Raw genomic sequence first — 19,852 nt, forward strand, 5'->3', positions numbered from 1 at the left:
TAAATGTTGCACTTATTCTTGCAATTTATCAAGTAAAAAAAGTTAAAAAACATCTTTCTGTATTTTTAGCACTATTTTTATCTTTAGCTGTGTCAAGTTCTGAAACCTTCTTTTCAGTCATTATTTCTTCTGTTACAGGTGATAAGTTTGTTGATAGATACTGGGGATTGTTCTATATTTTTATCAATATCATTTCTTTAGTTTTTATTTTAAAAGCAATTGATTATTTTAAGTTTAATTTTAAATATTTTAAAAAGGCGGATTTTAAAGAGAATATTGTGCAGTTAAACTTTTATCTCTTATTTATTCATTTTTTATTAAATTTGTCGCATTGGCTTAGTAATATGAAAAATTTAAATAGTTTTTCTAGTATGATTGCTACAATTTGCTTTTTAATGTTTATGTCAACTTTATTCTACTTACAATCTATTCGCGAAAAGTATGAAAAAGAAGAACAAATTAAACAGAAAGAACGAGAACAACTACAATTACAAAAATATACAGATGAAATTGTTAATCTGTATAATGAAATTCGAGGTTTTCGTCACGATTATGGTGGGATGTTGGCAAGTTTTCAATCAGCTATTCATACAGGTAATATAAAAGAAGTGGAGCGAATCTATCAGGAGGTTCTCGTAAATGCTAATTTACAGCTTCGTTCTGATAAATATACGTATTTTGATTTAAATAATGTTGGAGATTCAGCACTTAGAAGTGTTATGACGCAAACATTGTTTAAGGCACGAGATTACAATATAGAATTAACATTTGAAGTAAAAGATTTTGTCAAGCCCCTGCCGATTAAATTGTTAGATCTGGTTAGAATGACAAGCGTCCTTTTGAATAATGCCATAGAAGGATCAGCAGAAAGTTATCAAAAAACGATGAATGTTTCTTTGGTGGATTTAGATACAGAAACAATCTTAGTCATTCAAAATTCACGTAAGAAAAGACCGCTAGATTTAGAAGAGATTTACCAAACTGATTTTTCAACAAAGGGTGAAGGACGCGGTTTAGGCTTAAGCAATATCAAAGAAATTATTAACAACTATGAAGGAATTATCCTCGATACTAAAATTGAGGATGAATATTTTACACAAGTAATGAGAGTGCGGAAAGAAGGTTTATAATGAAAGTATTAGTATTAGAAGATGAAATTTCACATCAAGTAAGAATGGAAACAACTTTGGCAGAGATTGCGAAAGAAATGGGAATTACGATAAAAGTTAAAGTAACTGGCAAAGTAAGAGAATTTAAAGAATATATTGAAAATGATGAGGTGAATCAATTATATTTTTTAGATATTGATATCAAAGGAGAGGAAACAAAAGGTTTAGAAATAGCAAAATTTATACGTCATCACAATCCGTATGCTATTATTGTTTTTGTTACAACGAAATCAGAATTTGCCACTATGACCTTCAAATATAAGGTATCTGCACTGGATTTTGTTGATAAAAATTTGAGTGATGTTGCTTTTAAAAAACATATAAAAGACAGCATTGAGTATACAAAAGCGACATTGATTGAAAATAAAGATATGGTGGATTATTTTGAATATAGCTTTCGTGGCGGAGAGGTTAGAATGCCTTTTAATGACATTTTATATATTGAAACGACAGGTTCTTCTCATAAATTAAGAATTGTCGGTAAAAACTTTTTTAAAGAATTTTATGGTACTATTGCAGATATTCAAGAAAAAGATAAAGAAACAAGACGTTTCTTTTCACCTCATAAATCTTATCTAGTCAATATTGGAAACATCAAAGGTTATGACAAAAAAATGCGAGAAATAATTTTTTATGAAGATCATCGTTGTCCGATTACTCGAATGAAAATTGGAAAGTTAAAGGCTATTTTAGAGGAATTAAAAGGATAAATAGAATAGGCAAATGAAATAGCAAATATAGTTAAATTTTTAAATAAAAACTATTGACAAAGTTTTCCAAACTGGTATAATAGTATATGTTCTGTGAAAGAACATATATGGTCCGTTGGTCAAGGGGTTAAGACACCGCCTTTTCACGGCGGTAACACGGGTTCGAATCCCGTACGGACTATATCATCCGGCATAGCTCAGTTGGTAGTAGCGCATGACTGTTAATCATGATGTCGTAGGTTCGAGTCCTACTGCCGGAGCTACTAAGCATTCATAAAGAATGCTTTTTTATATAACTAAAGAATACTAAAAGCCAAACTGTCTTATTGTTCAGCTTGGCTTTTTAACTATGACAATTTTTTCTTACGTATCTTATTGTAAATTATAAATAAGGAGATTCCAGATAAACATGCTATACTACCTTCTTTAAGACCATTTGGGATAAATGTCAGTTTTATTTTTCCTGCGCCTTTTTTGACATCAATTTTCATAAAGCCATTTTGTGCTCTTGAAATTTTAATTGGTTTTCCGTTTTGTGTTGCAGCCCAACCTTTATCATAAGGAAGTGTGAAGAATAGAGAACTATCTCGTTGAGCTTGATAATGTGCTGTTATTGTATTATGTTTTGTTGTCACGGATACTTTTTGTCGTTGAATCTTGTTTATCGCTTGTTGAAAATGATTGGTGTTAAGCGTATAAAATTCAGGACTATCAAATGAAACTTTTGAGTTATCTGGGAAAGATATTTTAACGGTTATGGTTTGTTTTTGCTTAAAATAACCAAGATTAAAAAATGGAAAGACATTGTTGGTACCATAATGCATTTTTTGATTATTATTTACAGTTATGTCAACTGATTTTTGGTTGTCATTTGAGAAAGTTAAGTTTGGCAGAGTTAAATAAACTTGACTATTTGTTGGAACTTCTAAAGTGTAAGTTACACTAGCAAAGGAATCATGATTTTCTTTATCTACTTCTGCTGCTATTCTATTTCCAACCTGCTTAACATTATGATTACTTGTAGGAGATAATCTGTGATAATATTTTAAATTTAATCCAGAAAGCTGATTGAGAAAACGAGTTTGATTATCTAATGTTAAGTGATTAAACTTTACATCTCTGTAAATTGAATTTGTTAAAAATGCTAGTGAATTAGCATTTTTATTTTCATAAAGTGTTAAATTATCTTTCGTTTTAATGGAAGTAAAACCATATTTTTGAGGATTGTTTGTTGAAATATTATATTTTACACCCAATAAGCTATCCATAATGATACTATTGTTTTGATAACGTAAGTTTAAATTAGTTCCAGATGATTTAAAACCTAATTTATCAAGAATAGAACTAGCTGCGGTATTGCGAACAGAAGAAAATTGAGAGATACCATTATAATTGTATTTCATACTGTCATTTCCAGTTTGAATAGCTAATTTTTCAGTTCTAAAGAAATTGGAATTTTTCTTTTTACTGTAGTTGACGAGTAAATCAATAGCTGTTAAATCTTGTTCATAAGCATTTCTACTTGCAAAGACCCATTCTTTTGCAATTCCTTCCATTTGATAAAAACTATTTAAACTTAGTTCAAAGCAAACAAATAATAAAGTAGAAATAGTAAATATTTTAACAGAAATATATTTTTTTGTATAAGTCCAAGAAATTAAAAGATAAGCAATCAAAAACTCTAATGTTAAGATGAAATTAACAGAACCTAAAAATTTGTAATGATTCTTAAAAATAAAAGCAGCAATAAAACCAAGTCCTAAGATAGAAAAACTGGCTAGAATGTTTGTCAATTTAATCTCTTTTAGACGCTCCAAGCTTTCAGCAGCTAAGAAAATAATGACAATAGAAAAAGTCCAAGAGTAACGATGTAGGAACATATTTGGCGTGTGCATACCTTGCCAAAGCAGATCCAAAGGCTGTAAGTAAAAACTAGCTACTAAGAATATAATTAAAATAACATAGGAAAGTTTCACGTGAAACTTAATAGACTTTAAAGTGAAGAAGAGAATTGCTAGTAATAATGGAACAAGCCCAACATAAATCATCGGAATAGATCCATATTTAGTTGTGTCAAAAGCTCCAATAAAGTTTTTGGCAAAGATATCCAAATACCAACTTTTTTCAGTCAGTAAGGTTGTTACTTTTGTTAATTTCTCACCATGCGTTTTTAAATCTAGAAAAGTTGGTAGAATCATAATGAGACTAGTTATCCCAGCTGAAATTGACACAACTGTAAAGTCTATGAAAGATTTAATCCTAATTTTAAAATCCCATGAAGTTTGAACAAAGAACCACAATACAAGAAAGATCGCCATCATATACCCAAAATAATAATTTTGAATAAAAAGAATTGACAAAGCTATAAAGTAAAGAACACGTCTTTTTTGAGTAATCAACTGGTGTAAACCAAGTAAAATAAGTGGAATAATAATGAAGACATCTAGCCAAGTTTTTATTTCAAGTTGACTAACTGCAAAACTCATTAGAGCGTAGGAAGTTGACAGTATTAATATAAGATAAGGAGAAATTTTTTTAAAGATACCTTTAATACTGATGAAACAAGTCAATCCCATCAAACCAAACTTTATCAGAGTAAATAAATATACTGCATCTGGCATATTTTTTAAATTGAAAAAGTAAACTAAAGGTGATAAAAAACTTCCAAGATAATAGCTAGATAAAGCATAAAAATTTAATCCAAGTCCACTTGTAAACGTGTAAAAAATACTGTCTGAACCATGCAAAATATTTCTTAAAGTAACATCGAAAATGACATATTGATGAAATCCGTCTCCTAATAGCGGAGAAGTGTCACTTTTCCAATAGATTCCATTTATAAGGTAAGTTATAAACAGAATCAAAAATGGAATAAAAAAGGCTATCAAATAATAATTTTTGAAGAGTTTTTTGATTTTTTTCATAAGCTATCGTAAAATACTAAAATTTAAGGAACTGAATCTTTCATCAGCTCCTATTTTTTGAAAAGTTTAATCTTTCCAAAGACTATTGACTTTTTCTTGTACTTCTTGATTTTCTAAAAATTCATCATAGGTTTCGTCAATACGATCAATGACACCATTTTTAGAAAGAACAATAATGTGATTAGCAAGTGTCTGGATAAATTCATGATCGTGGCTAGCAAAAATAATAGATTCTTTAAAGTTTTTCAGACCGTCATTTAGGCTAGAAATAGATTCTAAGTCTAAGTGATTGGTTGGATCATCTAGTACTAAAACGTTTGATTTGAGCAACATGAGCTTTGACAGCATGACACGAACCTTTTCACCACCTGACAAGACGTTGACAGACTTGTTAACCTCATCACCAGAGAAAAGCATGCGACCTAGAAATCCTCGAAGGAAGGTGTTGTCATCTTCTTCTTTACTTGCAAATTGACGGAGCCAGTCAAGAATAGATTCACCGCTGGCAAAATCTTTGCTATTGTCTTTTGGTAAATAAGATTGACTAGTTGTAATACCCCACTTGACAGTTCCTTCATAGTCAATATCTCCCATAATAGCTCGAATCAAAGCGGTTGTTTGAATGTCATTTTGTCCAATCAAGGCTGTCTTGTCACCCGGACGCAAGATAAAGCTGATACTGTCAAGGATGACTTCGCCGTCAATCTTGACAGAAAGGTTTTCGACTGTCAAGAGGTCATTTCCGATTTCGCGTTCGGCTTTGAAGTTAATAAATGGATATTTACGGCTTGATGGGACAATTTCTTCCAGTTCAATTTTGTCAAGCATTTTTTTACGAGAAGTTGCTTGCTTAGATTTTGAAGCATTAGCAGAGAAGCGAGCAACAAATTCTTGCAGTTGCTTGATTTTTTCTTCAGCTTTAGCATTACGATCTGCTAAGAGTTTAGCAGCTAACTCACTAGATTCTTTCCAGAAATCATAGTTACCAACATAGAGTTTGATTTTACCGAAGTCCAAATCAGCCATGTGTGTACATATTTTATTGAGGAAGTGACGGTCGTGGGATACAACGATAACGGTATTTTCAAAATCAACCAAAAAATCTTCTAACCAAGAGATAGATTGAATGTCAAGACCGTTGGTCGGTTCGTCTAGCAGCAGAACATCTGGTTGACCAAATAGAGCTTTTGCAAGGAGTACTTTTACTTTATCTCCATTGGATAATTCACTCATATTTTGATAGTGAAGATTTTCTGGGATATTCAAGTTCTGGAGGAGTTGAGAGGCTTCACTTTCAGCCTCCCAACCACCTAACTCAGCAAATTCACCTTCTAATTCAGCTGCTCGGATACCGTCTTTATCAGAAAAATCAGGTTTCATGTAAATGGCATCTTTTTCTTTCATAATGTTATAAAGATGCTCATTTCCCATGATAACTACATCAATCACTCGTTCTTCTTCATAATTAAAGTGATTTTGCCGAAGGACTGAGAGACGTTCGTCTGGTCCGAGTGAGATATTTCCAGTCGTTGGTTCGATATCTCCAGCTAGGATTTTTAAAAAAGTTGATTTTCCTGCACCATTAGCACCAATTAAACCATAAGTATTTCCTTTTGTAAATTTGATATTCACATCATCAAATAATTTTCGATCACTAAAGCGTAGTGAGACATCTGATACTGTAAGCAATAATTTTCTCCTAATTCTGTAATCTGTAATTAGTTTCATTTTACTAGAAAATTTGACTTTTTTCAAATGATTCGGGGATAAAATATGACATTTTAGAATATTGATAAGTAAGAGAAATTTCAAAAATTTATAATGAATTTAGAATATTTTTAGGAGGAGAAAATGAAAATTTTATTGGTAAATGGTTATCAAAAACATGATTTTTGTAAAGGAGAATTAAATTTTAGTTTGTATAATATTATGTTGGATAAATTACGTCACAATCATGATGTGCAATTATCGTCAGTTGAGAACTATAATGTAATAGACGAGAGAAATAAGTTTTTGTGGGCAGATTTGATTATTTTTCAATTTCCTATTTATTGGTTTAATGTACCTGGGAAGTTGAAATTATATATGGATGAAGTCTTTGAATATGGTCAATTTTATTCATTTGCAGATACTTATGGACAAGGTGGTTTAATGAAAAATAAAGAATATATCTTATCCACAACTTGGAATGCACCAGAAGAAGTTTTTAATAATCCGGCTGCATTTTTTGATGGAAAAAATGTAGATGATGTTTTGATTTCATTCCATAAGACCATGGAATTTTGTGGTTTAAAGAAAAGAAAAACACTATCTTTTCATAATGTTGTGAAAAATCCTCAATTTAAATTTTATAAACAGACAATAGAAGATTATTTTTTAAAAGAGTTGTAAATAGTGTAAAGGGGGCGTAAAGTGTTAGTTGTTTTTAATTTTAAAAATCAGATGTCAATCAAGCAACAATTAGAATTGTTAGAGAAGTTCAATCAACCAATAAGCAAGCAACATCAATTGATTATTGCTCCTATCATACCGGATTATAATGTATATCATTTTGACATTGCAGTTCAAAATTTGTCAATTAAAGGAAGAAATGTAGGTGATTTATCGCCTCAACATTTAAAACATTATAATATAAATTATGCTTTTGTAGGTCATTTAGAAAGGCAAAAGTATTTAAATGAAACAACAAGAATGATTCGCTCAAAGATTGACAATGCTTTACAGAAAGATATTATTCCTATTATTTGTGTAGGAAATCATGAAAATCCTATTTTTGAATGCGCAACATATTTAGATGATCTAGATCTTCAGGATAAACATATTATTGTAGCTTACGAAATATTGAGTGCAACATTAAAAGGAAAAAAAGATTATTCCTTTATAGATGTTGAAGAAAGTTTTCAAGATTTAAAAGATTATTTGGATAATTTAAGTGTAAAGTTTGGGTTTACATATCAGTTGATTTTTGGTGGTGGTGTAAACTGTGAAGATATTGAACAGATTTTAAATATTGGATTTGATGGGATTCTTATTGGAGATAGAATTGAAAGTTTGGTTGAAACCTACCAATACTTACTAAAAGATACTCTTGTATTGATGTAGAAAGACAAGGAGAAGAAAAAATGAAATCAATTTTAGTAACAGGTGGAGCTGGATATATTGGCTCTCATACTGTAAAGGCACTTTTAGATGCTGATTATGATGTGCATGTTTTGGATAATCTAGCATCAGGTGTCAGGGATGCGGTGGATGTAAGAGCGCACTTTAAAGAACTGGATGTTTATGATGAGCTGGCATTAAAAGATTATTTACAATCTCATAAAATTGATGCTGTATTGCACTGTGCAGGGGAAATCGTTGTTAGTGAAAGTATTGAAAATCCTAGTAAATATTTTGCAGCAAATGTAGCTGGTATGAATCGTGTGTTAAAAGTATTATCAGAAGTAGGAATTGATAAAATTATATTTTCTTCTACAGCTTCAGTTTATGGCAATAATTGTATGGATAAACCTGCAAATGAAGATACGCTATTAAATCCAGTAAATCCTTATGCAGAGACAAAACTGATGGGAGAACGCATGATTTATTGGATGGCCAACCGCTATAGTTGGAAATATGTCATTTTTCGTTATTTTAATGTTGCTGGTGCTGCTATGGATACTTCAAATGGTTTGAGGGTTAAAAATCCGACACATATTATCCCTAATATTAATAAAACGGCTCTTGGACAAAATGATGCTTTAAAAATTTATGGCGATGATTATGAAACGCGAGATGGATCATGCATTCGTGATTATATTCATGTTTTAGATTTAGCGCAGGCACATGTAAAGGGATTTGACTATTTGTTTACAGATTCGTCAACTTCACAGATTTTCAATTTAGGAACAGAACAAGGTTATACTGTCAAGGAAATTTACAATACTGCAGAGCAAATTTTACAGCAAAAAATTCCTCATAAAATTGTGGCACGTCGTTCTGGTGATCCAGCAAGTGTGTTAGCAAATGCTTCTAAAGCAAAAGAATTTTTAAATTGGCAAGCAACTTATTCTTTGAAAGATATTATATTATCTGATTATAAATGGCGTGTGAAAGCTGGTAATTCAATTGTCAAATAATTTTAAGAAGTGTAGAAATAGTTTCTACACATTTTTCTTGAAAATGGTATAATATTATCAAGAAAATTCAAGGAGAATGTGATGTCAAAACCTATTATTTTAACAGGAGATCGTCCAACAGGAAAATTACATATTGGTCATTATGTAGGAAGTTTGCGAAATCGTGTTTTATTACAAGATGAAGGAAAATATGAATTATTTGTATTTTTAGCTGATCAGCAAGCCTTGACAGATCATGCTAAGGATCCTAAGACAATTGTAGAGTCAATTGGAAATGTAGCATTAGACTATTTAGCTGCTGGATTAGATCCTGAAAAGACAACTATTTTTATTCAAAGTCAAATTCCTGAGTTGTCAGAGTTGTCAATGTATTATATGAATTTGGTGTCATTAGCGCGTTTGGAACGTAACCCAACTGTCAAGTCAGAAATTGCTCAAAAAGGATTCGGTGAAAGTATTCCAACTGGTTTTTTAGTTTATCCAATTGCACAAGCAGCAGATATTACTGCTTTTAAAGCGAATTATGTTCCAGTAGGAAATGATCAGAAACCAATGATTGAACAAACTCGTGAAATTGTACGTTCTTTTAACCATACTTATAATTGTGATGTCTTGGTAGAGCCTGAGGGCATTTATCCTCAAAATGAAGCAGCAGGACGTTTGCCGGGGCTTGACGGGAATGCAAAAATGTCTAAATCTTTAAATAATGGCATCTATTTATCTGATGATATGGATACTTTACAAAAGAAAGTGATGAGCATGTATACTGATCCTGACCATATCAAGATTGAAGATCCTGGTAAAATTGAAGGCAATATGGTTTTTCATTATTTAGATGTGTTTGGTCGTCCAGAAGATGCGCAAGAAATTACAGCAATGAAGGAACACTATCAACGAGGTGGACTGGGAGATGTGAAAACAAAACGCTATTTATTGGAAATTTTAGAGCGTGAGTTAGGACCAATTCGTGAACGTCGTGTTGAATTTTCAAAAGATATGGGAGCAGTTTACACTATGCTACAAAAAGGTAGCGAAAAAGCACGTCAAGTAGCTAGTCAGACCCTTTCTGAGGTAAAATCTGCTATGGGGATTAACTATTTTAAATAAAAATGAGCAAAACTATCACCAAAAGTGATGGTTTTTTAGATAATAGTGATTGACAAATACAGATAGAATGGTATCATATTAACAATAAATACGAGCTGTGCTCAATCAATAAAGAAAAGAGGAATTTGTGGATGTCTAACTGGGACACTAAATTTTTGAAAAAAGGTTTTACTTTTGATGATGTATTACTCATTCCTGCAGAGAGTCATGTTTTGCCAAATGATGCGAATTTACAAACAAAATTGGCTGAAAATTTGACACTCAATATTCCAATTATCACCGCAGCAATGGATACTGTTACAGAAAGTAAAATGGCCATTGCTATTGCTCGTGCTGGAGGTCTTGGTGTTATTCACAAAAATATGTCTATTGAGCAACAAGCGGATGAAATTCGGAAAGTTAAACGATCAGAAAATGGAGTTATCATTGATCCATTCTTCTTGACTCCAACTCATACGGTATCAGATGCAGAAGAATTGATGGAACGTTATCGTATCAGTGGTGTTCCTGTTGTTGAAACGCTTGAAAATCGCAAATTAGTTGGGATTATTACAAATCGTGATATGCGATTTATTACGGATTATAATCAACCTATCTCAGCGCATATGACGAGTAAAAATCTTGTGACAGCTCCTGTTGGAACAGATCTTGAAACGGCAGAGCGGATACTTCATGAGCATCGCATTGAAAAATTACCATTGGTTGATGACTACGGTCGTTTATCTGGTCTGATTACAATTAAAGATATTGAAAAAGTAATTGAATTTCCAAATGCAGCTAAAGATGAATATGGTCGTCTTTTGGTTGCTGGTGCAGTAGGAGTTACTTCTGATACATTTGAGCGTGCAGAAGCTTTATTTGAAGCAGGTGCAGATGCTATTGTCATTGATACAGCACATGGACATTCAGCAGGAGTACTTCGGAAGATTGCTGAGATTCGTGAACATTTTCCAGAACGAACGTTGATTGCAGGAAATATTGCTACTGCAGAAGGTGCACGTGCGTTATACGATGCTGGAGTTGATGTTGTGAAAGTCGGAATCGGTCCAGGTTCAATTTGTACCACTCGTGTCATTGCTGGAGTTGGTGTACCTCAAGTGACGGCAATTTATGATGCTGCACAAGTTGCGCGTGAATACGGGAAAACAATTATTGCAGACGGAGGTATTCAGTATTCAGGAGATATTGTGAAGGCACTGGCTGCGGGAGGAAATGCGGTCATGCTCGGTTCAATGTTTGCTGGTACAGATGAGGCGCCAGGTGAAACGGAAATTTTCCAGGGTCGTAAGTTTAAAACTTATCGAGGAATGGGTTCGATTGCTGCTATGAAGAAAGGGTCCAGCGATCGTTATTTCCAGGGTTCTGTCAATGAGGCGAACAAGCTAGTTCCAGAAGGAATTGAAGGTCGTGTAGCTTATAAAGGTGCAGCAGCAGATATCGTTTTCCAAATGATTGGAGGAGTTCGTTCTGGTATGGGATATTGTGGAGCAGCCAATCTCCAAGAACTACATGACAAAGCTCAATTTATTGAAATGAGTGGAGCTGGTTTGAAAGAAAGCCACCCTCATGATGTTCAAATTACGAATGAAGCTCCAAACTATTCTGTACAATGAGATTTATTATAAAAGCTCTGCAGTAGATAATGCAGAGCTTTTATAATTAACACACTTTACAAACGTGTAAAGCGTGTTAATATCTAGTTTACACCTTATCTTCAGTTAAATGTCCTTCATGAATTGAGAAAATTTTAATATTAGAAGGCACGTTTTGTAGATGTTCTAGAGTTGTTGTTGTCATAAATGTTTGGATATTTTGAGAAATAGTTTCAAGTAAATTAAGTTGACGACTATTGTCAAGTTCACTCATAACATCGTCAAGTAGAAGAATTGGTTTTTCTTTAGTAACAGTTTCCATGAGCTCAATTTCTGCCAGTTTGAGAGATAAAACCACACTTCGATGTTGTCCTTGACTACCAAAATTGGCATTCATGTCATTGATACAAAAAGCAATATCATCTCGATGGGGACCAACTCCAGTATTTTTTTTAAATAAATCTCTACTACGGCTTTGCTTTAATGCAATTTGGAAGGATTCTTTTAACTTATTGGAATCTGAAAGTGGAACAGAAGAGCAGTACTTAATGGTTAAGTTTTCTAAATGACTTGAGAGTTCCAAATGTTTTTGTTGACCAAAGTGCTCTAATTTTTTGAGAAATTCTATCCGATGCTGCATAACACGACAACCAAATTCCACTAGTTGATCATCTAAAACTGCTAAAAAAGTCTCATCTATTGTTTTTGCTGTTTTTAAATAAGTATTTCTTTGTTTTAAAACATGGTGGTAATGTGATAAATCAGATAAATAGATTGGCTTAATTTGCCCCAATTCTATATCAATAAATTTTCGTCTAAGGGCTGGAGCTCCTTTAATCAACTGTAAATCTTCTGGAGCAAATAAAATAACATTCATATTTCCAACATAATCAGATAGTTTGCTTTGTTTTAGATGATTAACCTTTGTAATTCTTCCTTTAGGTGTCAAGTCAATCTCTAAAGAGATTTTCCCCGTTTGCTTGACAAGTTGTCCAGATATTTTTAGGGTGTCTTTGGAGAAATAAATTAAATCTTTGTCTGAACGAGTTCGATGACTTCGTGTCAATGCAAGAAAATAGATGGCTTCCAAGATATTTGTTTTTCCTTGAGCATTTTGGCCTAGAAAAATATTGAGACCAGAATGAAAATCTATTTCAGTTGCTTCATAATTACGAAAATGTTGAATTTGTAACTTTTTTAACCACATATTAAATACCTGGGAAGCGGATAGGAGCCTTTTTATCCGATTTATTGGTTCTCAGACTTGTTGTCGATTTACTTTTTTTGATATTTTTGTTCATTTCTTTTACAAGGGTGGCAACTCGTCTTTTTTCTAAAAGCTCTTTTTCATGCTCCCCCCTTTCCTCTTCATTTGGTGCAGTCAGCAGTATTTCTAATTTTTGATTTGGGAGAGTAATAGTATCGCCAATGCGAATTTTCTTTCCGCGGCGAGTTTCGAGCTCTCCATTAAAATAAACTTGATTTTCTTGAAGAAAACTTTTAATAGCACCACCACTTTGAATGATTCCGACTTCTTTTAATAAAGCTTGTAGGGTGATGTAGTCATCAAATAATTTATATTTCATAATTCACCTCGATCTTTGTCATTATATCATAATTAGATGAAAAGATGATATTAGAATTATCACAATCACACCATTAAGAAAACGTTTTAAGTTGAAAGAATAAAGCTTGAAGGAGAAATTAGGAGTCGTTTCGTGATATAATAGAAGTCAATATTAAAAGAACATGAGGGACACTATGGAGCTGGTTTCTGGAGTAGATCTCCATTTTATAACATCCAAAAAATTTAAAACGAATCGAATAAAAATGAGGTTTTCAGCTCCGATGTCTACGGATACGATAGCGGGGCGCGTGCTGGTTGCAAGTATGCTTGAAACAGCTAATGAAATCTATCCAACTTCGCAGATTTTTCGTGAACGATTAGCAACTCTTTATGGTGCCAACTTTTCAACGGGATTATCACGCAGAGGACTAATACATTACGTGGATTTAAATATCTCTTTTGTTAGCGATGCATTTTTAAGTCGAAAAAATACACTAACAGGAGAGATACTTGATTTTTTAAAGGATAGCTTGTTAAAACCTTTAGCGAATGAAGGAGCTTTTAATCAGGCTGTTTTTGAAATTGAAAAAAAGAATGTACTCAATGATTTAAAAGCTGAAATTGAAGATCATTTTTATCACGCGCATCAAGAGCTGAATAAATTATTTTATACAGAAAAGGAAATGAAAACTCCTCGTTTAGCTACGCCAGACTTAGTTGACAAGGAAACACCAGAAAGTAGTTTTGCTATTTTTCAAAAAATGCTTCAAAATGATAAAATTGACATCTTTTTTATGGGTGATTTTAATGAGATTGAAGTCTGTGAACATATTAAAACCTTTGGTTTACAGCCGCGTCAACTTAGTTTGCAACTGCATTATCATCAAAAATTTTCGAATGTTTTAAAAGAATCATTGGAGCGAAAAGATGCTCATCAATCTATTGTTGAATTAGGATATCATTTTTCTGCTCAATATGGTGATAAGACTCATATCCCTCTTATTGTATTGAACGGACTTTTAGGTGGCTTTGCTCATTCAAAATTATTTGTTAATGTTCGGGAAAAAGAGGGTCTAGCTTATACAATTTCAAGTAGTATTGATATTTTTTCGGGTATGATGCGTATTTATGCTGGAATTGATAGGAAAAATCGAACAAAAACAGTGAGTTTAATTTATCGACAAATTGCAGATTTAAAAAAAGGACATTTTACTGATGAGGCGTTAAATCAGACCAAAAAAATGCTACGAAATACGATGCTCCTTTCTTTAGATAGGCAAAATACGTTGATAGAACAAGCTTATATGGCATCTGTTTTGCAGAAAACATTTATGCCAATTGCTGTTTGGCTAAATGCTTTAGAAGCAGTCAGCCGAGAAGATATCATTGTTGCTGCAACACAACTCAGGCTACAAGCGATTTATTTTATGGAAGGAAAATAATGCAAATTTTAAAAATGGAGAGGAAGGATTATCCAGCAGTTGGAGAAGCAGTTTATCAGACTACTTTACGAAATGGTCTAAAAGTATTTCTTTTACCCAAACGAGATTTCAATGAAACTTATGGGATTATGACAGCAAATTTTGGCTCAATTGATACTTCTTTTATTCCGCGTGGTTCTAATCAAGCTGTTCAATACCCTGCAGGAGTTGCACATTTTTTGGAACATAAATTATTTGAGGATGAAAATGGTCAAGATCTTTTACAACAATTTGTTGAATTAGGTGCTGAGAGCAATGCCTTTACAAGTTTTACTAAGACCAGTTATCTTTTTTCGGCGACGGACAATGTTTTAGAAAATGTGAGATTGTTGCAAAGTTTACTAGAAAATGCTTATTTCACAGAAGAATCTGTTCAACGTGAACAGGGAATTATCCAGCAAGAAATTGATATGTACAAAGACAATCCAGATTATTGCCTGTTTTTTCACACTTTAGCAAATCTTTATCCAGACACTCCATTGGCAGAAGATATTGCAGGAAGCGTTGAATCAATTGCAGAAATAACTGTTGAGGATTTGGATGAAAACTTTGAAACCTTTTACCATCCATCTAATATGAGTTTACTGCTGATTGGTAATTTTGACTTAGAAAAGACCATTGCTGTTATTCAGGAACAACACGAATCTTTGAAGGGGATTGATGAAGAAAGTTTGATTAGACGTTTTCCCCTTGCGTTAAATCCTGTTATTTCTACTGGGAGTGTTCGAATGGAAGTGGCAAGTTCTAAACTTGCAATCGGATTACGTGGGAGTCAATCACTAGTGGGAGCTGATTTATTTCGTTATAAGACTGCTTTAAAACTGCTATTTGCAATGATGTTTGGTTGGACATCTAAAAGATTTCAAACGCTTTATGAGGCTGGAAAAATAGACAACTCATTATCGTTAGAAGTTGAAGTAGAAAAAGATTTTCACTTTGTGATGTTAACAATGGATACTAGTGAGCCAGTTGCTCTGTCTCACCAATTTCGTTCTGCGATTCGTGATTTTGAAAAAGACCCTGATGTAACAGAAGAGCATCTTGATATTATAAAAAGTGAAATGTTTGGTGATTTTTTACATGGACTGAACTCATTAGAATATATTGCCACTCAATACGAAACCTTTTCAGAAGGGGATAATCTATTTGATTTACCAAAAATATTACAGACAATTAGTTTAGTTGATGTGATTGAAATAGGACATCATTTTATTGATTCTTGTGAAATGATTGATTTTACTATTTTTCCAAAATAATTTCATGTTTTGATGAAATTTGGTAAAATAGTGTTTAATAGAAAGAAGGCTAGTGTGTATGAGAAAGAAAACAATCGGTGAAGTCCTGAGGTTAGCTCGTATTAATCAAGGAATGAGCTTGGAAGATTTACAAAAGAAAACAGATATTCAGTTAGAGCTACTGGAAGCTATGGAAGCTGATGATTTTGATCGTCTTCCCAGTCCTTTCTATGCTCGTTCTTTTCTAAGAAAATATGCTTGGGCTGTTGATTTAGATGAGCGAATTATTCTTGATGCTTATGAAGAAGGAAACATGATTACTTATGATGAAGTGGATGTTGATGAGGAAGAGAATTTTAGAAGTCGAAGAACAAAAAAACAACGAACTTCTTTTTTACCATTATTTTATCTGACGATTCTTGCATTAGCTATTTTATCTTTTGTTAGTTATTATGTTTGGACGTACGTTCACCATAACTCATTAACAACCACTCCTTCATCAAGTTATAGTGTTGTAAACAAACAGACAACTACTTCTTCTAGTTCGACTAGTGAGGCAACTTCTAGTGAATCTTCTGGCAGTTCAAATACAAATTTGACTGTATCAGGAAATGGTAACAACTTGACAGCAACCTTAACAGGTGCAACAAGCTCTGTCAATTTAAAACTATCAGTTACTGATGCAACTAGTTGGGTAAGTGTTACAGGTACAGACTTAGAAGGTGGGGCAATATTAAGTCCTGAGAATCAAAGTGTGTCAACCACTATTTCACCAGGCACTACCTCAACAATTACTCTTGGTGTGGTTCAAGGTGTGACCATTACAATTGATAATCAACAGATTGATACGTCAGGCTTGACAAGTTTGACAGGTACAATTACACTTATAATAAACAATTAAGGAAAAGAAAATGAAAAAAGAAAATATTCCCAATGCTTTAACTCTTTTGCGGATTGCTTTAATTCCAATTTTTATTTTAGTACTATCCTTGGGTCACTCTGTTGGAATGCATGTCTTTGCAGCGATTATTTTTGCAGTAGCCAGCATTACAGATTATTTGGATGGATATTTGGCTCGTAAATGGAAGGTTGTAACAAATTTTGGGAAATTTGCTGATCCGATGGCAGATAAGTTATTGGTCATGTCAGCTTTTATTATGTTGATTGAAATGAATATAGCACCTGCTTGGGTTGTTGCAGTTATCATCTGTCGTGAGTTAGCTGTGACAGGTTTGCGGCTATTGTTGGTTGAAACTGGAGGGACAGTCTTAGCTGCTGCTATGCCAGGGAAAATAAAAACATTTACGCAGATGTTTTCCATTATTTTTCTGTTATTGCACTGGACACTGCTAGGACAAGTTTTGCTATATATTGCATTGATTTTTACGATTTATTCGGGTTATGACTACTTCAAAGGAAGTGCCTATCTTTTTAAAGATACATTTAGATAATATGAAAAATATCATTGAAGTTCAGCATTTAAAGTATAAATACGATCATCATGTAGATGATTATATTCTCAAGGATGTGACGTTTCACGTGAAACAAGGAGAGTGGCTGTCTATTGTGGGGCATAATGGCAGTGGCAAGTCTACGACGATTCGTTTAATAGATGGCTTGTTGGAGGCAGAAAGTGGCGAGATTATCATTGATGGAGATAAATTAACTCTTGAAAATGTATGGGAAAAGCGCCAGCATATTGGGATGGTTTTTCAAAATCCAGATAATCAATTTGTGGGGGCGACTGTTGAGGATGATGTTGCCTTTGGTTTGGAAAATCAAGGAATGGATTACCAAATAATGTTTGACAGAGTTCAAGAAGCATTAGACATTGTTGGAATGCAAGATTTTAAAGAGCGTGAACCTGCAAGACTTTCAGGTGGGCAAAAGCAGCGCGTGGCTATTGCTGGTGTGGTTGCTTTGCGTCCTGACATCATTATTTTAGATGAAGCAACTAGTATGTTGGATCCGGAAGGGCGTTTAGAGTTGATCCAGACAGTTAAAAAGATTAAAGATCGACATGGAATGACTGTTATTTCTATCACGCATGATTTGGATGAGGTGGCTCTTAGTGACCGAGTTTTGGTGATGAAGGAAGGTCAGGTGGAATCAACCAGCACACCAAGTGAGCTTTTCTCACGAGTGGATTTAGAAGATTTAGGTTTAGATGAACCTTTTACAAATCAAGTAAAGGAAACTTTGCTGAATTCAGGCTTTCAATTGCCAGAGCGCTATTTAACAGAAAAAGAATTGCAGGATTATTTATGGGAATCACTTTAGAAAATGTAAGTTATACTTATCAAGCAGGCACTCCCTTTGAGGGTCCTGCCCTTTTTGAAGTCAATTTAGAAATAAAAGATGGCTCATATACTGCTTTGGTTGGTCATACAGGTAGTGGGAAATCAACTATTTTACAATTGCTGAATGGGCTTTTAGTCCCGACTGAAGGAAGTGTTGTGATTGATGATGTCAAAATTACTTCCACATCTGTAAACAAAGATATTAAACAAGTACGTAGAAAAGTAGGATTGGTTTTTCAGTTTGCTGAAAGTCAGATTTTTGATGAGACCGTTTTAAAAGATGTTGCTTTTGGTCCACAAAATTTTGGAATATCAAAGGAAGACGCTGAACGTGTAGCACGTGAAAAATTAACTCTTGTCGGAATTTCAGAAGAATTATTTGAACGAAGCCCGTTTGAACTGTCTGGGGGACAAATGCGTCGAGTAGCCATAGCTGGTATCCTAGCCATGGAGCCAGATATTCTTGTATTGGATGAGCCAACAGCAGGCTTAGATCCTGCTGGACGAAAAGAATTGATGAGTTTATTTAAACGATTACATGAAGCAGGAATGACCATTGTTTTGGTAACGCATTTGATGGATGATGTCGCTAATTTTGCAGATACGGTTTATGTGATGGAAAAAGGAAGATTAGTCAAAAGCGGAGAGCCTCGGCAAGTTTTTCAAGATGTAGCATTTATGGAAAGTATTCAACTAGGAGTCCCCAAAATTACAAAATTTGTACAAGAATTAAAAAATAGAGGGTTAACTCTTCCGTATTTACCTATCACCATAGAAGAATTTAAGGAGTTACTACATGGATAGTATGATTTTGGGGCGATATGTTTCTGGAAATTCAATCATTCATCGATTAGATCCTCGCAGTAAACTTTTGTCAATGTTTTTCTTTATTTTAATTATTTTTTTGGCAAATAATATTGTAACCAATGGACTACTATTCGTCTTTACAATAGTATTAGTTGGACTTTCCAAGATTCCTTTAGGCTTTTTCCTTAAAGGATTAAGATCTATGGTCTTTTTGATTGCTTTTACTACTTTGTTTCAACTACTTTTTACATCTGATGGCACGACTTTATTTCAATTTGGCTTTATTAGAATTACTGAAGTAGGTCTGGCTCAAGCGGGTATCATTTTTAGTCGTTTTCTTTTAATTATTATATTCTCTACCTTATTGACTTTAACAACAATGCCACTTAGTTTGGCAGACGCAGTTGAATCATTATTGCAGCCTTTAGTAGCATTAAAGGTACCCGTTCATGAAATAGGGTTGATGTTATCAATGAGTTTACGTTTCGTTCCTACTTTGATGGATGATACGACACGGATTATGAATGCTCAAAGGGCGCGTGGGGTTGATTTTGGTGAAGGAAATATTGTTCAAAAAGTAAAATCAATTATTCCGATTTTAATTCCGTTATTTGCTTCTAGCTTTAAACGTGCGGATGCTTTGGCAACTGCTATGGAAGCGAGAGGTTATCAAGGTGGTGTAGGAAGAAGTCGTTATCGTCAATTGAGGTGGAAAAAAGCAGATACCCTTTCTATTTTTATTATGTTTGCTTTAGGTTTGATGTTATTTTTCTTAAAAAGTTAAAAAACTTATATTATTGTTAGCTAAAAAACGCCTTGAAGGGCGTTTTTTGCGTATAAAA

18 protein-coding genes and 2 tRNA genes are annotated in these 19,852 nt (G+C 33.4%); 16 read left to right on the forward strand and 4 right to left on the reverse strand.

Translation table 11 applies throughout. From position 1 onward, the window contains the following. From HMPREF2984_RS05385 to HMPREF2984_RS05400, 4 genes are all read left to right on the forward strand, one after another. Nucleotides 1-1,130, forward strand: a 1,130-nt coding sequence (locus tag HMPREF2984_RS05385; RefSeq protein ID WP_218969688.1) for a sensor histidine kinase, incomplete at its 5' end; no start/stop codon positions are given. Further along, on the forward strand, nt 1,130-1,879 hold the full coding sequence (comE, locus tag HMPREF2984_RS05390; RefSeq protein WP_049517113.1) for a competence system response regulator transcription factor ComE: 750 nt from the start codon (nt 1,130-1,132) through the stop codon (nt 1,877-1,879). The genes HMPREF2984_RS05385 and comE, both read left to right, overlap by 1 nt. Before the next feature lie 109 nt (nt 1,880-1,988). Further along, a tRNA-Glu gene (locus HMPREF2984_RS05395) sits at nt 1,989-2,060 on the forward strand. A 5-nt stretch (nt 2,061-2,065) separates the two neighbouring features. Then, nucleotides 2,066-2,139 (forward strand) — tRNA-Asn (locus HMPREF2984_RS05400). Nucleotides 2,140-2,226: 87 nt separating this feature from the next. On the opposite strand, the gene HMPREF2984_RS05405 is transcribed toward HMPREF2984_RS05400, so the two are convergent. Together HMPREF2984_RS05405 and HMPREF2984_RS05410 are read right to left on the reverse strand one after the other, a co-directional pair. Then, on the reverse strand, nt 2,227-4,803 hold the full coding sequence (locus HMPREF2984_RS05405) for a YfhO family protein (protein WP_070670718.1): 2,577 nt from the start codon (nt 4,801-4,803) through the stop codon (nt 2,227-2,229). Between the two features lie 66 nt (nt 4,804-4,869). Beyond that, on the reverse strand, nt 4,870-6,492 hold the full coding sequence (locus HMPREF2984_RS05410; RefSeq protein ID WP_049533459.1) for an ATP-binding cassette domain-containing protein: 1,623 nt from the start codon (nt 6,490-6,492) through the stop codon (nt 4,870-4,872). A 162-nt stretch (nt 6,493-6,654) separates the two neighbouring features. On the opposite strand from HMPREF2984_RS05410, the gene HMPREF2984_RS05415 reads away from it, so the two are divergent. The 5 genes from HMPREF2984_RS05415 to guaB all read left to right on the forward strand — a co-directional run bounded on the left by HMPREF2984_RS05415 (nt 6,655) and on the right by guaB (nt 11,641). Continuing rightward, nucleotides 6,655-7,194 carry an NAD(P)H-dependent oxidoreductase gene (locus tag HMPREF2984_RS05415; protein WP_003027895.1) on the forward strand — a complete coding sequence of 180 codons (540 nt, stop codon included), beginning with the start codon at nt 6,655-6,657 and terminating at the stop codon, nt 7,192-7,194. 21 nt (nt 7,195-7,215) lie between these two features. Next, on the forward strand, nt 7,216-7,905 hold the full coding sequence (locus tag HMPREF2984_RS05420; RefSeq protein WP_003027894.1) for a triose-phosphate isomerase: 690 nt from the start codon (nt 7,216-7,218) through the stop codon (nt 7,903-7,905). Between the two features lie 20 nt (nt 7,906-7,925). Next, nucleotides 7,926-8,921, forward strand: a complete 996-nt coding sequence (galE, locus tag HMPREF2984_RS05425) for a UDP-glucose 4-epimerase GalE (protein WP_065426971.1) — start codon at nt 7,926-7,928, stop codon at nt 8,919-8,921. 81 nt (nt 8,922-9,002) lie between these two features. Next, nucleotides 9,003-10,028: a tryptophan--tRNA ligase gene (gene trpS, locus HMPREF2984_RS05430; RefSeq protein ID WP_059221671.1), complete on the forward strand. Its 1,026-nt coding sequence runs from the start codon at nt 9,003-9,005 to the stop codon at nt 10,026-10,028. Between the two features lie 131 nt (nt 10,029-10,159). Then, a complete protein-coding gene (gene guaB, locus HMPREF2984_RS05435) occupies nt 10,160-11,641 on the forward strand; it encodes an IMP dehydrogenase (protein ID WP_003030719.1) in 1,482 nt (493 codons plus the stop codon). An 88-nt stretch (nt 11,642-11,729) separates the two neighbouring features. Here guaB and recF read toward each other — a convergent pair whose 3' ends face one another. Then, nucleotides 11,730-12,827 carry a DNA replication/repair protein RecF gene (gene recF / locus HMPREF2984_RS05440; RefSeq protein WP_003027889.1) on the reverse strand — a complete coding sequence of 366 codons (1,098 nt, stop codon included), beginning with the start codon at nt 12,825-12,827 and terminating at the stop codon, nt 11,730-11,732. 1 nt (nt 12,828) lies between these two features. After that, the gene (yaaA, locus tag HMPREF2984_RS05445) at nt 12,829-13,206 is read right to left on the reverse strand and encodes a S4 domain-containing protein YaaA (protein ID WP_003031580.1); all 378 of its coding nucleotides are present in this window, start codon (nt 13,204-13,206) and stop codon (nt 12,829-12,831) included. Between the two features lie 175 nt (nt 13,207-13,381). Here yaaA and HMPREF2984_RS05450 point away from each other — a divergent pair, with 175 nt between their 5' ends. From HMPREF2984_RS05450 to HMPREF2984_RS05480, 7 genes are read left to right on the forward strand one after another with little or no spacing between them, the layout of a single operon-like run. Further along, a complete protein-coding gene (locus tag HMPREF2984_RS05450; protein WP_070670720.1) occupies nt 13,382-14,629 on the forward strand; it encodes an EF-P 5-aminopentanol modification-associated protein YfmF in 1,248 nt (415 codons plus the stop codon). Continuing rightward, a complete protein-coding gene (locus HMPREF2984_RS05455; protein WP_049533456.1) occupies nt 14,629-15,924 on the forward strand; it encodes an EF-P 5-aminopentanol modification-associated protein YfmH in 1,296 nt (431 codons plus the stop codon). The genes HMPREF2984_RS05450 and HMPREF2984_RS05455 overlap by 1 nt, the downstream gene beginning before the upstream one ends. A 58-nt stretch (nt 15,925-15,982) precedes the next feature. Then, nucleotides 15,983-16,804 (forward strand): cytoskeleton protein RodZ, encoded by an 822-nt coding sequence (gene rodZ / locus HMPREF2984_RS05460; RefSeq protein WP_049533455.1) that lies wholly within the window; start codon nt 15,983-15,985, stop codon nt 16,802-16,804. 10 nt (nt 16,805-16,814) lie between these two features. Then, entirely contained in the window at nt 16,815-17,354 is a 540-nt protein-coding gene (gene pgsA / locus HMPREF2984_RS05465; RefSeq protein WP_003027883.1) for a CDP-diacylglycerol--glycerol-3-phosphate 3-phosphatidyltransferase, read from the forward strand. Between the two features lies 1 nt (nt 17,355). After that, on the forward strand, nt 17,356-18,183 hold the full coding sequence (locus HMPREF2984_RS05470) for an energy-coupling factor ABC transporter ATP-binding protein (RefSeq protein ID WP_070670722.1): 828 nt from the start codon (nt 17,356-17,358) through the stop codon (nt 18,181-18,183). After that, on the forward strand, nt 18,168-19,007 hold the full coding sequence (locus HMPREF2984_RS05475; RefSeq protein WP_003027880.1) for an energy-coupling factor transporter ATPase: 840 nt from the start codon (nt 18,168-18,170) through the stop codon (nt 19,005-19,007). The genes HMPREF2984_RS05470 and HMPREF2984_RS05475 overlap by 16 nt, the downstream gene beginning before the upstream one ends. Next, complete coding sequence (locus HMPREF2984_RS05480) at nt 19,000-19,794, forward strand: energy-coupling factor transporter transmembrane component T family protein (protein ID WP_059221666.1); 795 nt, start codon at nt 19,000-19,002, stop codon at nt 19,792-19,794. The genes HMPREF2984_RS05475 and HMPREF2984_RS05480 overlap by 8 nt, the downstream gene beginning before the upstream one ends. Nucleotides 19,795-19,852: the final 58 nt, after the last annotated feature.

The organism is Streptococcus sp. HMSC066E07 (assembly GCF_001814695.1).
GTDB classification, from domain to species: domain Bacteria; phylum Bacillota; class Bacilli; order Lactobacillales; family Streptococcaceae; genus Streptococcus; species Streptococcus hominis.

Bases quoted from the DNA above. Each gene is read 5' to 3' on its own strand.
- galE (WP_065426971.1), top strand. From the start codon at position 7,926: ATGAAATCAATTTTAGTAACAGGTGGAGCTGGATATATTGGCTCTCAT.
- HMPREF2984_RS05450 (WP_070670720.1), top strand. From the start codon at position 13,382: ATGGAGCTGGTTTCTGGAGTAGATCTCCATTTTATAACATCCAAAAAA.
- trpS (WP_059221671.1), top strand. From the start codon at position 9,003: ATGTCAAAACCTATTATTTTAACAGGAGATCGTCCAACAGGAAAATTA.
- HMPREF2984_RS05470 (WP_070670722.1), top strand. From the start codon at position 17,356: ATGAAAAATATCATTGAAGTTCAGCATTTAAAGTATAAATACGATCAT.
- pgsA (WP_003027883.1), top strand. From the start codon at position 16,815: ATGAAAAAAGAAAATATTCCCAATGCTTTAACTCTTTTGCGGATTGCT.
- rodZ (WP_049533455.1), top strand. From the start codon at position 15,983: ATGAGAAAGAAAACAATCGGTGAAGTCCTGAGGTTAGCTCGTATTAAT.
- HMPREF2984_RS05455 (WP_049533456.1), top strand. From the start codon at position 14,629: ATGCAAATTTTAAAAATGGAGAGGAAGGATTATCCAGCAGTTGGAGAA.
- HMPREF2984_RS05415 (WP_003027895.1), top strand. From the start codon at position 6,655: ATGAAAATTTTATTGGTAAATGGTTATCAAAAACATGATTTTTGTAAA.
- recF (WP_003027889.1), bottom strand. From the start codon at position 12,827: ATGTGGTTAAAAAAGTTACAAATTCAACATTTTCGTAATTATGAAGCA.
- guaB (WP_003030719.1), top strand. From the start codon at position 10,160: ATGTCTAACTGGGACACTAAATTTTTGAAAAAAGGTTTTACTTTTGAT.
- comE (WP_049517113.1), top strand. From the start codon at position 1,130: ATGAAAGTATTAGTATTAGAAGATGAAATTTCACATCAAGTAAGAATG.
- HMPREF2984_RS05475 (WP_003027880.1), top strand. From the start codon at position 18,168: ATGGGAATCACTTTAGAAAATGTAAGTTATACTTATCAAGCAGGCACT.
- yaaA (WP_003031580.1), bottom strand. From the start codon at position 13,206: ATGAAATATAAATTATTTGATGACTACATCACCCTACAAGCTTTATTA.
- HMPREF2984_RS05405 (WP_070670718.1), bottom strand. From the start codon at position 4,803: ATGAAAAAAATCAAAAAACTCTTCAAAAATTATTATTTGATAGCCTTT.
- HMPREF2984_RS05480 (WP_059221666.1), top strand. From the start codon at position 19,000: ATGGATAGTATGATTTTGGGGCGATATGTTTCTGGAAATTCAATCATT.